At 41.6% G+C, this 15,018-nt stretch carries 14 protein-coding genes; 1 reads left to right on the top strand and 13 read right to left on the bottom strand.

The annotated features are described in order from the left end of the window. Positions 1-79 precede the first annotated feature (79 nt). The 5 genes from KVG29_RS09015 to KVG29_RS08995 all read right to left on the bottom strand — a co-directional run bounded on the left by KVG29_RS09015 (position 80) and on the right by KVG29_RS08995 (position 5,600). Positions 80-1,150, bottom strand: coding sequence for a prenyltransferase/squalene oxidase repeat-containing protein (locus tag KVG29_RS09015; RefSeq protein WP_252228025.1), 1,071 nt, complete (start codon positions 1,148-1,150; stop codon positions 80-82). Then, a complete protein-coding gene (locus tag KVG29_RS09010; protein WP_276576487.1) occupies positions 1,147-2,328 on the bottom strand; it encodes a glycosyltransferase family 4 protein in 1,182 nt (393 codons plus the stop codon). Before KVG29_RS09010 ends, KVG29_RS09015 begins: the two co-directional genes overlap by 4 nt. An 83-nt stretch (positions 2,329-2,411) precedes the next feature. After that, the gene (locus KVG29_RS09005; RefSeq protein ID WP_252228021.1) at positions 2,412-3,455 is read right to left on the bottom strand and encodes a nucleotidyltransferase family protein; all 1,044 of its coding nucleotides are present in this window, start codon (positions 3,453-3,455) and stop codon (positions 2,412-2,414) included. Positions 3,456-3,861: 406 nt separating this feature from the next. Further along, complete coding sequence (locus KVG29_RS09000; protein ID WP_252228019.1) at positions 3,862-4,500, bottom strand: glycerol-3-phosphate acyltransferase; 639 nt, start codon at positions 4,498-4,500, stop codon at positions 3,862-3,864. Next, the gene (locus tag KVG29_RS08995) at positions 4,497-5,600 is read right to left on the bottom strand and encodes a glycosyltransferase family 2 protein (RefSeq protein WP_420840547.1); all 1,104 of its coding nucleotides are present in this window, start codon (positions 5,598-5,600) and stop codon (positions 4,497-4,499) included. The genes KVG29_RS09000 and KVG29_RS08995 overlap by 4 nt, the downstream gene beginning before the upstream one ends. Before the next feature lie 346 nt (positions 5,601-5,946). On the opposite strand from KVG29_RS08995, the gene KVG29_RS08990 reads away from it, so the two are divergent. Continuing rightward, positions 5,947-6,396 (top strand): DUF3160 domain-containing protein, encoded by a 450-nt coding sequence (locus KVG29_RS08990; RefSeq protein WP_252228015.1) that lies wholly within the window; start codon positions 5,947-5,949, stop codon positions 6,394-6,396. Between the two features lie 575 nt (positions 6,397-6,971). On the opposite strand, the gene KVG29_RS08985 is transcribed toward KVG29_RS08990, so the two are convergent. Genes KVG29_RS08985 through KVG29_RS08950 form a run of 8 tightly spaced genes read right to left on the bottom strand, consistent with a single transcriptional unit; the run spans position 6,972 to position 14,985 of the window. Then, a complete protein-coding gene (locus KVG29_RS08985; protein WP_252228013.1) occupies positions 6,972-7,232 on the bottom strand; it encodes a holin in 261 nt (86 codons plus the stop codon). A gap of 25 nt (positions 7,233-7,257) precedes the next feature. Then, entirely contained in the window at positions 7,258-7,971 is a 714-nt protein-coding gene (locus KVG29_RS08980; RefSeq protein ID WP_252228011.1) for an N-acetylmuramoyl-L-alanine amidase, read from the bottom strand. Between the two features lie 21 nt (positions 7,972-7,992). Next, on the bottom strand, positions 7,993-8,310 hold the full coding sequence (locus KVG29_RS08975) for a hypothetical protein (protein WP_252228009.1): 318 nt from the start codon (positions 8,308-8,310) through the stop codon (positions 7,993-7,995). Positions 8,311-8,340: 30 nt separating this feature from the next. Then, positions 8,341-8,505: a hypothetical protein gene (locus KVG29_RS08970; protein WP_252228007.1), complete on the bottom strand. Its 165-nt coding sequence runs from the start codon at positions 8,503-8,505 to the stop codon at positions 8,341-8,343. A 4-nt stretch (positions 8,506-8,509) separates the two neighbouring features. After that, positions 8,510-10,201: a carbohydrate binding domain-containing protein gene (locus KVG29_RS08965; protein WP_252228005.1), complete on the bottom strand. Its 1,692-nt coding sequence runs from the start codon at positions 10,199-10,201 to the stop codon at positions 8,510-8,512. Position 10,202: 1 nt separating this feature from the next. Next, positions 10,203-10,505 carry a hypothetical protein gene (locus KVG29_RS08960; protein WP_252228003.1) on the bottom strand — a complete coding sequence of 101 codons (303 nt, stop codon included), beginning with the start codon at positions 10,503-10,505 and terminating at the stop codon, positions 10,203-10,205. Beyond that, a complete protein-coding gene (locus KVG29_RS08955) occupies positions 10,502-12,046 on the bottom strand; it encodes a hypothetical protein (protein WP_252228001.1) in 1,545 nt (514 codons plus the stop codon). Before KVG29_RS08955 ends, KVG29_RS08960 begins: the two co-directional genes overlap by 4 nt. Continuing rightward, complete coding sequence (locus KVG29_RS08950) at positions 12,043-14,985, bottom strand: tape measure protein (RefSeq protein ID WP_252227999.1); 2,943 nt, start codon at positions 14,983-14,985, stop codon at positions 12,043-12,045. Before KVG29_RS08950 ends, KVG29_RS08955 begins: the two co-directional genes overlap by 4 nt. Between the last annotated feature and the right edge of the window lie 33 nt (positions 14,986-15,018).

The raw sequence follows: 15,018 nt of genomic DNA, 5'->3' as shown, positions 1-15,018 counted from the left end.
GCAAATGCCTTTACAGGTTCGTGGTCTGGTTTTAATAAATTTCACCTGGCAGAGTTGCCAGGTTTTTTGAACATGAAATTTATGCCCATTTAGAAAGATAATAATATTTTTTGGCAGAACCGTTGCAAAGCCTTTCCATGCTCAGAATAGAGATATAATAAGATATAAGGCTTTCTGCGCCCTGATTTAGATTTACGCCATCTTTTGTGATGCCATCATAGCATCCACCGGTCTCGGGATCGATAAGGCTAACACCTTTAGAGTTATAGCCCGTATACCACCTGTAGCATTTTTTCGCCTTTTCAAGATAACCATCTTCCTCCGTTATCTCATATGCCTTAAGATAAGCCAGCAGCATTTCGCAGGCCTCTATGGGCTGTTCATCAAACTCGGCTGCCTTGCCTCCTTTCTCAAACCAGCCATAACAGCCTATTGGCTTAAAATAACCCTTGTTGAAGGTATGTTTCTCTAAAAAGCTCAGGCTTTCCAATCCTATATCCCTAAAGCGTTGCTCTCCGGTTGCCTGAAAAGCCACCAGCATAGCCCACGGCAATACGGCATTGCTATAGGTAAGCACGTCTTCAAACCACTTCCAGTCCTCCCTGCAGTGGTTATAATACTCCTGTGTCAGGGAAGTAGCCAAACTCCTTATCATCTCTTTGGCCTGGTCACCATCTAAAAAGCCCAATCCTATAATCGAGTATGCTTTTCCCCTGAGAGAAAGCAACTTACTACAATTGAGGAGCGCTCTGTCCAGGATGTATTTTGCAACACGGCGTATGTTTATCGGTACATGTTCATTGGATATGGTAAATCCCAGCGCCCATAGGCATCTCCCAAAACAGTCTTCAGAACCCCTTTCTTCAATAAACCGCCTGTCATAACCCATGAAATTCCTAAACCAGCCATCTTCATTCTGTGCATTGAGCAAAAAGCTGGTATATCTGTAAATAAGGGTTTCATATCTCTTTACCGGCCGTTGCTCATAAAGGAGTACCGCCATGATCAGCGCTCTTGCATTGTCATCGGTGGTATAGCCCTTGGTAGGATCGGGTACCCCATACTTGGCATGCTGCAGCATCCCCGTATCGTCGGTCATACGGAAGATGTGCTGCTCGTTCTTCATCTTAACCAAATCGTACAGCATCATCCTACCAGCATATCCCCTTTCAACTGGGTTTCCTCAATGGTCTTTATAAATAGCCGGGCATATTGATTAGCGATATTCTTCCACATCATCATCCTACCAAGAGCCAGGGTCTTTTTCTCCATCTCACTCTTCACCTCCGGATGTTCCAGTATATAATTGAGGCACCTTGCCAGCGATTTGGAATCCGCAAACTCGGCCAGCATGCCCCTGCCATCTGCCAGCATCTCTTTAGCATACGGATATGGCGTAGAGACTATGACCTTGCCATATCCAACCGCATAGGCCAGTGTACCGCTTACCGCCTGCTCTCTGCCAAGGTAAGGCGTCATGTATATATCCGAAAGCTGTAAATACTGTATGATTTCATCCTTTGTAAGGTATTTATTTACAAACCGCACGTTTTCCTCGACTCCCAAACGTTTTACTAATCCTTCCAGTTTCTCCCTGTAGCTCTCACCATATTCCTTTTTCACACACGGATGTGTCTGCCCCAGTATGAGGTACAACACCTCAGGATGCTTTTTAGCCACCTCTGCTATGGCTTCTATACCATATTCCAAACCCTTACCCGGGCTTATAAGGCCGAATGTGCTGATTATCTGTCTTCCTTTAAAGCCGTATCTCTCCTTGAGCTTTTCTCTTGGTTCTACAACCTTGTAAGGTACGCCGTGATGTATAACCTCGATCTTGCTGGGATCTATTCCATATACGCCCGTTAAAATCTTTACCGTGTTGTTTGCCATAGTGACAACCTTTTGGCTCTTTTCCCCCAGAACCTTTATAATCTCCTTTTGTTTATCAGAAGGCTCGAGAAGAACAGTATGCAAAGTGGTGATAAAGGGTATATGCAAATTGTCTATAAAATCCAAGATGTAATCTCCCCAATCGCCACCGAATATTCCGTATTCATGCTCGATAACCACAAGTTCTATATCGGTCTCGTTCAGCTCCTTGGCAGCTTTTAAGTAGCTGTCTCTATCATATTGCCAGACCTCCATGATGACCCTGTCATCGTATCGATAATCCCCGTTGCTTATGGCAATAACCCTGGGTTTATTTATAAGCTTTATCTCATCCAGCTCATTTACCAGGTCCTGAGTGAATGTAGCCAGTCCACATTCTCTGGGCGGATAAGTGCTTAAAAACACGACGTTTCTGGCTCTATTGAGCACCACCATCCATCACTCCTTTCTTAAAATTTGTAAAACAAAAAGTTGGCATTCTCTTCATTCAATAATCACCATGAGCTCTTTGCAAAAAACTATATTGCCATGGGACGGATGTCTTCCTCTGCGTACACCGTCCTGTAGTGCTCACATCCCTGTTTTATCCTGCAATTGGACGCTACAATGGTATTGACCAGCTTGGCTCCATTTTCTACCACCACATCATCCCATATAACGCTTCCCACAATCTTTGCCCCTCTGCCTATGTGCACGTTGTTTCCTATAATGGCGTTGGGGCCTATTGATGCATTTTCCTCAATCTTTACATTGGCGCCTATATACACGGGCCCATATATTTTCACCGAACTATGTATGTCGGAGCCCGGCCCTTTGTATATCCCTTTACCGGAGAAGTCCAGGCCACTTACCCTGCATTTACCTGCCATTATATCCATATGGGCCTGCAGATACTTTTCAGGCGTACCGATATCTATCCAGTAAGAACACCCTTTATACACCGCAATCTTATAGCCTTTTTCAAGAAGCTGAGGAAATACTTCCCTTTCAACCGATACCACGCGTCCTGCCGGAATTTCCCCAAGCACCTTCAGCTCAAATACATACACACCAGCATTTATGAAATTAGAAGTTATCTCATGAGGCTGCGGCTTTTCCTTAAACGAAATGGCGTAATCATTCTCGTCGTATTCTATGACCCCGTACATGGATGGATTATCCACCTGTGTCACGGCAATGGTAACGTCAGCTGCCTTCTCCCTGTGATATTTTATAAGTTCCCTTAAATCTATGTCGCTTAAAATATCCGAATTAAATATCAGAAAGGTATCATCAAAGTACTCTTCTGTATTTTTTATTGCCCCACCAGTCCCAAGCGGTATATCCTCTTTAACATAGTGGATTTTCATCCCAAACCTTTCTCCATCGCCAAAATGCCTTTGAATATATTGAGCCCTGTAACATGTGCTCAACACCACTTCATCTATGCCTACGTTTTTCAGGTTGAGTATGCTTCTCTCAAGTAGCGGTTTGCCCATGATAGGAACCATCGGCTTTGGAATTTTATTGGTCAAAGGTCTCAGCCTTGTCCCCATCCCTCCAACAAGAAGCAATGCCTTCATAAGTCGCATCCCTCCTTCAAAATTGTTGATTTAAAATCAAACAATTCGAAGAAAGCAATACGACTTTTGAAAATTTATTTGTATAAATTTAAGCATTAAACTATTTTCGTTGGACTTGAACACCATGAATGCCTGTTAAAACGCCTTAAAATTGGCTTGCCCAAAACTGTGTGGTACCTTAAGATGGCTGCTTAAAAGCCTGCTTTGCGTGATAACGCCGAATTTTTTATCAGCACTCAGCAATTACGAGTGCTAATAAACCTAGGATAAAATTTTAATATTTTTGTTCCCAATGTCAAAAACGGCCAATACGGATTATACGTGGTTTGCCTCAATTATATTAAATTATCTCATTCTAAATAATGATTTTTTAAAAATTCACCTTGTAGAAAGTCTGTTTAAAATTTCACATACCAATGGTGGTATCACGGTTCCAATATTTGCTGTATACATCCTTAAAAAAGACCTGCAGTTTTCCTTTGTTTTTATATGTGATAAGAAGGGAATTCTCCAGCCATAACAACAGAAGATAATAAGGAAAGGCCCTGAAAAAGAGATAGAGCCCTAGCATCCACATGCCAAACACTACCATAAAACCATCGGTTTCGGTGGGTGTATTCTCACCTTTGTATACCATCCTTGCAATGATATAAAGGACCGCAAGAATGACCGCATAAACCAGAGAAACTTTAAATTGAGTGACGGCGCTCCATACTCCAAAGGTTACAGCTATCGCTTTGCCGCCTCTTCCTCTAAGAAAAGGGGAAAAGGCGTGCCCCAAAATCGGAGCGAATGCAACCGTTGTTATAGATAAATCTCTGATCATCTCGCGCTGTATCAATACCACAAGCGGAAAATAACCCTTCATGAAGTCCAACAACACTCCCAGCAACCCCAGTTTAAACCCTGCAGCCAACCATAAATTAAATGCTCCGGGATTGCCATCCCCCACCTTTGTTAAATCCTTCTTAGCTGCAAGGCCAAGCCAGTATGAAAACATGAGCGACCCACATAAAAACTCTATAATAAAGTAAAATACAGTCATAGGTCCCTCCTGGTTCTAACTTCAATCTGCCTCCCTTTCCAATACACGCACCCCTTGAACGAAACCTGATACATGGAATAAACCATTATCAATATGAAAAACGCCAGCGACAAAAAATGCACCACAGGCATAATTTTACCATAAGCTCCTGTGTATTTCAAAAAGTATATAATTTGAAGGGTATAAATGACATATCCTAACAAAAAAGGCCACATCCACGGATGCCTTGCCACCAGTAGAAAAGGAGTCATAAACCCAGACAAAAAAATACCTATAAACCACAGCGCAATCAATGCCACAGTAGAACGGCTAAGATTGACCATTCCCAATACAGCGCTCTTGCTAAACCCCTCTATTTCGTTTTTTATGCCGTTGGGATACATCCTAAAAGAGACAAGGTCGTAACCTATGAAGTTCTCTACATTGATGCCAGCCTCTGAAAATCTCTTACCAAGGGTCATATCATCCATGACTTCATGCCTGACACCATAGTGACCATTGATTTTTTCATAATCCTCTCTGGTCACCACAATACAGGATCCATACAAGCTTTTCACCGAACTTTTCCTCTCAAACGGCGAAGTAAAAGCAAACACCCCTAGAAGATATGGTATAAGCGAAAGTTTTTCATAGAATTTTTCAGGCCTGTGATAGGGAACAACAGAAATAGCCCCACCATACCTTTCTCTCGTTTTAATGAGGGCTTCTAAAGCATGTGGAGCCAATCGCACATCGGCATCAAGGAATATTAGGAGATCTCCGCTGGAATTCAAAAAGCCATTCCAGACAGCCCAGTTTTTCCCCGTCCAGCCATCCGGAAGCTGAGCATTTTGTATCAATTTGACGCCATATTGTCTGGCAATCTCCCCTGTTCTATCCGAGGAAAAATCGTTAACCACAATGACCTCATCCGGCTTATAAGTTTGCTTTTTTAGCGATTCAAGCAAAAAAGGCAAATTTTTTTCCTCATTCCGAGCTGGAATTATAACTGAAACTCTGTATTTTCTTTCAAGGGGTTTATCATTATTTATAAGGCAAACCTTAGCAAATAAAACAAAACCCGAAATGCAGCCGATTACAAAAAACATTAAAATATTCATATTCCCCAATCCCCTTGCTTATTTTAAGCGATAGATTGATGAGAAGTTCAGCTATTTAACAACATACAGTACAGAGTTGCAACATACTCTTTTTTCTATAATTTAATTCGCATACCTTCAAAAAATAGTATCTTTTACCCCAGACAGAATAAAATCCCCCGTAAAATCCCTATTTAAATGATACCAAATTTATTCTTGCATAGCAATATTTTTTATCATTTAGGAAACAATACCCATAAAAATAAAACGTCTAATATGATTAGCTAACTATAATTAGTAGACCATCGGTTTCAAAAGCATAATCTCAGAATTATGAATCTCATTAGCCAAAGGAGAAATCGTAGCCGTGAAAAGAAAGTTGTGCGCCGCAGTGCTTGCTGTGTGCATTCTGCTTGTAACAGGGTGTTCAAGTGAAAACGGATTCTTATCGGAACCAGACGAAAAACAATCGGAAACAGAAATCCATAGTATAAAGGCAGAACCTCCTGAATACAGCTTTACAGAACTATCCGTGGGAAATCCTCAATTCCCTGATTACCCTGCCCTTGCCGAGGACCTATCCAACGTGGTCAACCTCCCTTCGGAAAACCCGGCACTGGTAGAGCAGCTCAAGAAATACGGTTTCTGTATCATACCTAGCAACTACAAGGAATTTTATGAGCTGTACAAGATACAATCATATCCGCTTTTCATCACCACCGACTCGGTACTGCACACCTACCACGTCATATTCGATTATCTGCTGCAAAAGGTAGAAAAAACCCATCTTATAAAGAAGTATAGTCATCACGAATGACTCTAGGCTTGCAGATATGACGTGGTCTCTTATGAATAAAGTACCCGAGCGCCAACGCTGGATAAAAAAATATATCCTTGGTAATTTACGATGATTGTAAGCAAGGTGCTTATGTTATTTATTTAACTTTTGGCTATCGAATATTATATAATGTTGATGGATGACAATAGATAATAACGAAAGAACAACAGAAAAACTGGGAATAGATGTGTCTTTTTAAGCTTAAAATTGTTATTTATCATATACAAAATGTTTGCAAAGGCACCATTTCTAAAACCGCAGTCAAAATATCAAAGGCCGGAAAGCTTAATTTTCCGGCCTTTTCTGGTACACCCGGAGGGATTTGAACCCCCGACACCCGGTTTAGGAAACCCATAAAAGTATTTTTACCCTTTATCAGTCATTTATGCTCATTCCGTAAAAATGCTGAAAAATCAACGTTTTTCAGTATTAATATTATTATCCTTTTTCACCTTTTCACATCATTTTTTGTTTGCTACGTTAGCAAAATGTTTGCAAGCGGAGACATAAAAAAGAGCGGCTAACCGCTCGGGTGGGAACAAAAAAGAGGGGCATCACTGCCCCTCGGCTTTCTTTATCTGCTCTTTAACGTTGCTGTAAAATCCGCTGGCCGCCAGCCCAGCCAATACCCCTGCCCATAACCGCATAGAAAGCTCAATACTACCAAAAGTATACAATGCAGCAAGAGCAACACCAACAGCTACAGCCATCAAAGGTGCATACTTCGTATTCAATCCTACGTGCTTTATAAGTTCAACTATACCAGCCACAATGGGCGTAAGTACGGATACAAGTAGTAATACCTGTTCTGGCATACCTTTTCACCTCCTATTCTAATTCCTATTCTAATTTAATAAAGCCTGGGAATCCTGCTCTTTTAAGCTGTTCCAACAAGGCTTCTGCGTTTTTGCGCTCTTTGAAGGCCCCTACCTGTACTTTGTAAAATTTCCCCTCTGGCGCAATTTCTTCTTTCTTCGGTTCTGGCTTTGGTACATAGTTAACACCCAGATAGGCACATATACCCCTACCGATGGCCTCTGCGACTGTCCACTGATAGTTTTCATCTAGCATCAGTTTTGCCTCTTCCATGTTATCCATAAATCCACACTCGCACAAAATAGCTGGCATCTTTGTTTCCCGTAATACATAGAAATTACTTGCCCAGATACCCCTATCCCTTAACCCGGTTGCTTTCGCTAACTCTGCTTGAACTAGCTGTGCCAATCTCTTTCCTTTTTCCGATGTGGGATAATAGTGCGTTTCTACACCGCCATGAGTGCCCCATTCGCCTTTGAAAGCATTGAAGTGGATAGATACAAACACATCTGCTTTAGCATTATTGGCTCTGCTTACCCGAGTAGCAAGCGGTGTATCTTCCTGCGTATCACTCACCATAATCGTTTCTAGACCACAACGCTCGAGGACCTGTTTTAGTTTTTGGGCCGTTGGATAGTTAAATTCCCACTCTCTAATTTGTCGCCCGTCCGGGAATGTCGGTGTTCTTTTGCCCGGGGTATTTAAACCATGCCCATTATCAATAGCTATTTTTGCCATACACTCTCCTCCTTTTTAGATTTATTTCTTAAACAAATAACCAAGGCCGGCACCCAATGCCGGCCCTATCACAGCCCAGATTTTGAATAGTAAATCCCATACATTTTTACTATTTTTCTCTTGTGCTTGTAGTAACCTCTCAGTAACAGCGCTCATCTGTCCCATCATTTGCTTCATCAATTCTTGATTGTCCTTTGCTGTTTCATATATTGTGTTTTTCAACTCCGCTTGGCCTTTTTCTATGTTTGCCAAGCGAATCATTGTTGCTGTGCTTTGTTCTTCCAACCTGCGGATGCGTCCCTCATGGTCATCGAGGATTTTGATTACGTTGCTATCCATTGCGACCATCCTTTCTGGGTAAGATTGCGCTTATGCTTGTGGTTCTTCGGCTGGTAGCATGGCCACAAGCTCGTTGTATTCTTCCTGTGTCAGCTTCCCTGCCGTGAAGAAGAATTCTATTTGCAGTCTGATGATATCTTCGGTCATGAATGCGTTTCTCTGTTCAATTGCACGTTTCAGTAATTCAAAGACCATATTATCACACCCCCAATAATGTCAATCTGGCTTCGTGGTTCAACAGGGTAGCCACAGTAAAATCGTTAAGTTCAAGCACATACTTGTTCAAATCGGCCAGTCCTTTGCTTGTGTTGTTTACCACTGCTTTAAGATTCATGTTTAGCACCGTTTCTATTGTGGGGATAGTACTTAAAGCGGTATCATACTCGTATTCATATTCGTATATTTCACCGTTTTGAGCATTAGCAATCGTAAACGACAGGCCGTCAGCAGCAACCGTAACATTAGATACAGATACTTCAATCTTGGATTTGCCGTCTAGGTCTAGCTTATACACTTTTCGCATCGATTTTATCGGTATACTAGCATTTTCAATAGCAATGCCATTGTTATAAATTGCAGTCCCCTTAACAACAGGTTCCCAGTAAATCATACCACTTGGGTAACCTATCAACGACTGTGGGGGGTATTCTGTTACAACAGGCGTAGCCAGCTGATAAATTAACTGTGTTGAACCCAGTCCTGTCCTAGCTGCCGCTATGTCTGCATATGCACCTTTAGCCACAATTATCCACAATGTTTTATCCGTGTGCCAATAATATTTCCCAACGCTTGCAGGATTATCTATATCGGCCTGTGCTACTTCGGTTAATTCAACATTGTCTTTGTTATAGTACCTTGTCATGCCATCCTTGCCCGTAGTTCCTGCGAGGGCATCACTAAAAATAACCGTTTTCACTATGTCCACGTTTGCGAATGATGTGGTATCCAAACTGGCATACATAGTATCCGATATGGATATAGGGTCGCTAATTCTTTTTGTATATCTGCCCTCAACGATGTTAAATTCATCTTTAACACCATTTGGTAATGAACGCAGTTCGCCGATGTTTGGTATATATATCTCTGATTGTTGCGTTTCGTCGCTTGATACACTTCTTATCCTCATTGCACTAATTGTAGATTTAACGCCGTCAAACCAATGCGCAAACCGTTGATTGCATTGGTCAACGGTAAGGCTGTCTAAGCCATGCACTGTCAGGTCTATTGCTATTACTTCCTGTACTTCTGTCACTTTACCAGCAGCTGTAGCTGCATCGGGATAAGTACATATCACCCTAATATAAGGAGTACTAAAAGTTCCCAAGGCAGTTATTATTCCGCTTAATGTATACCATTGGTTTTGTGCTGGACTAAATTTGCTAGCAACTTCTTGTATTGATGACGACCTAAAGTCTAGCGTTATCTTAGTACAATTCGAGTTTGTAACTCTTACCCTTGCACGAACATAATATTTGTGCCCAGCTTGAAGAATATTACCATAAAAGCCTTGTATACACGAAACAATATTTATATTGCCAGTACCAGTAACAATTAACGTATTATTACTTGCAGATAATACTGATGAGTTATCCTGCGTCGCCCACTTGTTGATTCCATTTGCAAAATTACCATTTTTTATAAAATTAGTATAAGTATTCCCTTTAAGAGTTACGCTAATTTGCCCTTCTGTGGCATTGGAAGAAATACTGCCAATACCACCTTCAATTGTGATAGTATCGCTGTATTGGGGATTTTCCGCCATCTGGTGGGCCTGAGCAATACCCTCCTCTATTTTGTTCATGTTGGTAGCACTTAAAGGAGTTCCTTGCTGGATAACATTGCCTAATTCATCTACGATATGGTCTTTCCAAATTGTTTTAATATATGCCACTTTATCTCACCTCCACAGTCCAGCGGATAAGGAGACTTTGTACATTCGTTTTAGGAATGTTTACAGAAGAAAAAGCTATTTCCGTGTTAGTTGCATTCTCATACAGCGAGAGCCTTGTTATTGTTGTATTCGCCTCTGTTTCATTCAAGAAAAAGCGCCATTCTTTCTTTAAAGGGCTGTAAGAAATCACCTCCAGTGGGTCTTTGCGCAAAACCTCTCCACTAGCATCAGACACAACCAGTTTGTCTATCTTGCCTATCGTATTTTGCGCTACCAAGGTTTTTACGTCAACCGCTATGCTCATACATAAATCACCTCGCTACATAAAACTGTGCCGCACAAAGGGTAAGTGGTTAAAACGGTCCTAAACCAATCTTCTGTTATAGGCTTAGTAATTATATCGCTCGGGATAGAAAATAAACGTTGTCCTTCTCGCACGCCTGGGAATGTTGTTTCGCTCGCAACGGGGTAATCATCTAGGTTATATCCCATCGTATCTACAAGTTTAGGCGACACAACAATTGTATCATACGGCGTGAGCAGTTTTATTAAAACCTCGTTCTCTCTTATTACGAAAGATTTTCCGCTTTGCGTCAGTTTTTTGAAGAAGTTTGCCCAACCACCTACTGCCTCACCGTCCACACATTCCACAGAATAAACCACACCGTTTTTTGTGCCGTATTCCTGCCGGATATTTACACGCGTTATCAGAAAGTCGTCTGCTATGTTGTGCTCCAAGAGGTATATATTTATCAACTGCCCAGGTTTTAGCCCGGTTTCGTGGGTTTCAAACTCTATTTTTGTTCCTATCCGTGCGTATCGGCGCAGCTTGCCCTGCGCATATTCCAGAGCTGCTTCATAAGAATCAATGCTTTCAGCATTTTCTATATGCTCATATATCCCTGTGCCCCCTTCTATTGCCCGCAACTCCTCTTGAGAAGTTATTTCTTCCGCTGTTACAATGATGGGATAAAACCCTCTATAAGTAACCTCCAAGACATCAGCGCTGGTTAACGCTATTGCGTTTTCATCTTGCGTTATAGCTGTTTCGCCTTTAGACCAATACCATTGTTTGCCCGTCTCCAACTGTGTTATACCTACAGTTTGTACTGCGCCGTTTACTTTCACGGTAGGTTGTGTGGCAATAGGAAGTGCGACATGAAATGTTTTTGTCTCGCCATCGCCTTTAAAGCGTTCAGTAATGTAGTTAGATATATCTTTCCCTGCTCGGATATACTGGCGGTTGCGCAAATCTTTTTTGTCCCTTGTAACACGTATATTTCTTACCCTAGAGTTTGGGTACAACTTCCAGGGGGCAGAATAAAAAGCCCTTTCAAAAAAGTTTAGTGTCTTGTCCGGATAAATTACCCATATAAAACCTGTTAATTCTGAAAGCTCATCGAGGCACTGACTTGCAGGCAAATAATTGAAGACGGCCCGGCTGATAACCGGGCCATCCTGTATTGTGCCTGCTGTTATGCCTTCTTCGGCCAAATATTTCGCAATAATGTCACGTACAATTGCGCCAGCTGTCATGTTATCATACGCTTCTGCAACAATACGTTTATCCGCAAAGCTATGCCAGTCAGAACAGCTTATGTCATAAAAAATCACGTTACTGCCCAATGGCACAGTTTCGCTGATTTCTTCAATTACACCAGCAAATATTTTCTCAAAATTATGCTCTATCTCAATATTAGCACCAACACTTATATTCAATGGCTCTCCGGGCTTGCTAATGAGCACAAACCTACAAGTTGAGCGCGCATTAACTTCATCCGTAATCTCCAAACTGTTTACTGCCAAACGCCCTGTATAATCTATACCGCTTATCTTTAGAATCATAAGCGCACACCCACCCTTGCAAGCTCCCCAGGCATATACCTAAGTGCAGTTCTAGCTATATCACGCCCATCGATCTGAATCACAATAGTCATATCGTTGTTGCCGCTCTTTATGTTTTCAAGAGGGAAGGGTATCTCTGCCCCAATCCCACCTATTATAGGTTGAGCAGGATTAGGTACAGGAACCTCAAAAACAGTATTCAGCACTGTTTGGAGTTTAGGTATGTTCTGTTGTATTCCTTCCTGTAACATCTCCATCAAGTTAGGCATCCACTCATCTGCCGTACGGCCTGGGCCCTCTTTTGTGGGGGAATGGAAGCCTAGGAATTTCCAAATCGTGTTGGCTACGTTTTTAACTGCGCTTGTAACTTTATAAATCATGGATTGTATACCGCTTACAATATTGTTTATTAAGTTCCTGCCCCAGTAATATGCATCTCTTATAACGCCATACACTAGATTTCTTGCTGTATTGAACGGAGCAATAATAGCACTCCAGATTCTGCCTCCTACTGCTGAAATCGTGCCTACCATACTGTTCCACGTGCTCCTAATAGAAGCCCATATGCTCGATGCTATCGATATAACCGAGTTTCTAGCCGAATTAAACAGCGAGATTATGGTATTTCTTATCGTATTCCATATAATCGAAGCTGTGTTTTTTATCCCGTTCCAAACGCTAAATAAAAAACTGGCTATGCTGTTCCATGTCACTATAGCTATTGTTTTCATCCAACTCCATATCGTCCTCAATGATATCGAAATAGCATTCCATACAGAAACTGCAACCAGTCTGATACTATTCCATGTTACTGTCAAGAAATTGGCTATTGCGCGCCATATATTAACCGCCCATGCTCTGACTGTATTCCAACTCGTTATCAAAAGCGTTGATACAGTATTCCAAACCACAGTTGCAGTTGCCTTTATGCTATTCCACGTAGCGATTAAAAAGCCTTTTATACCGTTCCACACCACAATAGAAGCTGTTTTCAGCCAATTAAAAGCTGCAATAATAAAATTTACTAACGCCTCGAAGTAATAGTTATGGTTGTACAACCACTTGAAAGCTGCTATCAAAGCGTTGACAAGACCATTAAACATAGCTGGGACTGTTTGAGTTACAAAAATCACTGGTGCCATGATGACTGCTTTTATCCCATTCCAAATACTAGCCACTAAATTTTTTAGCTTGTTGAATATGCTGTTCTCAAACGTAAGTTGCATAAGCCACTGTATTCTTAACCATTGGAGTAGACTCTGGATCGGTGTAATGATAGCATTTTTTATTCCCGCCCACACACTTGTGGCAACGTTCTTTATACTCTCCCACACACCAGACAGCCACGCAACTATTTGGCCCCAATGCTGGTATATAAGAAGAGGAATACCTATAAAAGGTGCTATTACCACAAGTATTGTGGGTCCCCACTTACTAAAAAAGCTTACTAAGCCATTCCAAAGTCCGACAAAAAAGTTTTTTATGCTATTCCATACATTTTGGGCAGTAGTAACTATTGCATTCCAGGCAGAAATCACTGCTTGCCGGAATCCTTCGTTTGTTTTCCATAGATAAATCAATGCTGCCACGAGCCCACCTATGAGAGTAATAACAATTGCAAGAGGGTTAGCTGCCATAACAGCATTAAGCAACTTTTGCGCAATCGTTACATTGCCAGTTGCCGCTGCTAATGCTGTTTGTGCCGCTGTTACTCCTCCTATAACAAGTGCTTTTGTAACCATTAGTGCATTGGATACTGCACTCACAGCATTCGCAGCAAGAACAGCAGTTTTATATGCAACAAAACCTCCTACAATACCAGCAATAACCGTTTTCACAGTAGGCCCATTATTTAATATCCAGCTAAACACATTTACAATTCCATTGCGGAGGCCCACTAATGTATCTGTTAATTTACCTGCTGTATCTATACTTATGCCCATCCAATCAACCAGAGCATCCCAAATAGCACTTTCATCGCCGGTTATAAGTCCTTTTATCGCAATTCCAAGCCCTGTAATTTTGTCTGTAATGTTCAAGATTATGTTTGCTATATCTGGCGGGAACATAGTTTTTACTGCTTCCCTAAAAGCTAGAGCTATATTACTGCCGTTTTTTATTGCGTCAGCAAACCTCCCAACAGCTGCAACCGCATTTGGTAAAGCCGTATTTGTTAGCCAGTCAAATACCGGTTTCATTATCTGTCCAAAGACAATATTGAGGTTATCCCTGAGTGTTGACATTAAACCATTAAAAGACTGGCTTTGTTTTTCCATCATGTTTGGGAATCGTTGCTCCATTCCTGCAATTAAAGCCTGTATAGCTTTGTCAGCTGGTATAAGCCCCTTGGATGTAAGCTGCATAACTTCAGCAGTTGATTTTCCCATTGCTTGTGCTAATATTTCCCATGCAGGTACGCCAGCTTCGGTAAGCTGCATCATTTCTTCCGCTGTTACCTTGCCCTTCGCCCGCATTTGCCCGAGGGCAATGAGTAAACGTTGTATACCTTCAGCCCCCGAAAGTCCAAGCCCTGCTGCAGCATCACCGACGGACTTTAATGTCGGTATTATTTGTTCGGCACTAAAACCGAACGCTAACATTCTCTTTGCTGCGTCCACAAGTTCAGGAAATTCGAACGGCGTTTTAGCAGCAAACTCAGACAATTGTTGCAGTAAAGTATTTGCTTTTTCAGCACTCCCTAGCATGGTATCAAAGGCTATCTTGCTCTGCTGCAATGTTGCGTTGAATTGCATTCCTGCGCCAATACTATTCTGTATACCAGCCTTTATGGTATCCCATATCGCTAAACCACCGGCAAAAGATAAAGCATTCTTCAATATATTCCCAAGTGACAAAGCCTTTTTCTCAGCCTGATCCAGTCCTTTATCAAACTTACTGCTGTCAATTCCAAGTCTTACAAAAAGCTCACCAACATTCATATCCTTATCACTTCCTTATTTATACGGCATAAA

Source organism: Caldicoprobacter algeriensis (genome assembly GCF_023838525.1).
Classification (GTDB): Bacteria; Bacillota; Clostridia; order Caldicoprobacterales; family Caldicoprobacteraceae; genus Caldicoprobacter; species Caldicoprobacter algeriensis.
The sequence above is the reverse complement of the archived record's forward strand: the minus strand, read 5'-3'. Positions and strand labels throughout refer to the sequence as shown.

Coding starts and splice junctions, on each gene's coding strand:
- KVG29_RS08980 (WP_252228011.1), bottom strand. CDS start 7,971: ATGGCAAAAATAGCTATTGATAATGGGCATGGTTTAAATACCCCGGGC.
- KVG29_RS09015 (WP_252228025.1), bottom strand. CDS start 1,150: ATGATGCTGTACGATTTGGTTAAGATGAAGAACGAGCAGCACATCTTC.
- KVG29_RS09000 (WP_252228019.1), bottom strand. CDS start 4,500: ATGACTGTATTTTACTTTATTATAGAGTTTTTATGTGGGTCGCTCATG.
- KVG29_RS08950 (WP_252227999.1), bottom strand. CDS start 14,985: ATGAATGTTGGTGAGCTTTTTGTAAGACTTGGAATTGACAGCAGTAAG.
- KVG29_RS08985 (WP_252228013.1), bottom strand. CDS start 7,232: ATGCCAGAACAGGTATTACTACTTGTATCCGTACTTACGCCCATTGTG.
- KVG29_RS08995 (WP_420840547.1), bottom strand. CDS start 5,600: ATGAATATTTTAATGTTTTTTGTAATCGGCTGCATTTCGGGTTTTGTT.
- KVG29_RS09010 (WP_276576487.1), bottom strand. CDS start 2,328: ATGGTGGTGCTCAATAGAGCCAGAAACGTCGTGTTTTTAAGCACTTAT.
- KVG29_RS08970 (WP_252228007.1), bottom strand. CDS start 8,505: ATGGTCTTTGAATTACTGAAACGTGCAATTGAACAGAGAAACGCATTC.
- KVG29_RS08955 (WP_252228001.1), bottom strand. CDS start 12,046: ATGATTCTAAAGATAAGCGGTATAGATTATACAGGGCGTTTGGCAGTA.
- KVG29_RS09005 (WP_252228021.1), bottom strand. CDS start 3,455: ATGAAGGCATTGCTTCTTGTTGGAGGGATGGGGACAAGGCTGAGACCT.
- KVG29_RS08960 (WP_252228003.1), bottom strand. CDS start 10,505: ATGAGCATAGCGGTTGACGTAAAAACCTTGGTAGCGCAAAATACGATA.
- KVG29_RS08975 (WP_252228009.1), bottom strand. CDS start 8,310: ATGGATAGCAACGTAATCAAAATCCTCGATGACCATGAGGGACGCATC.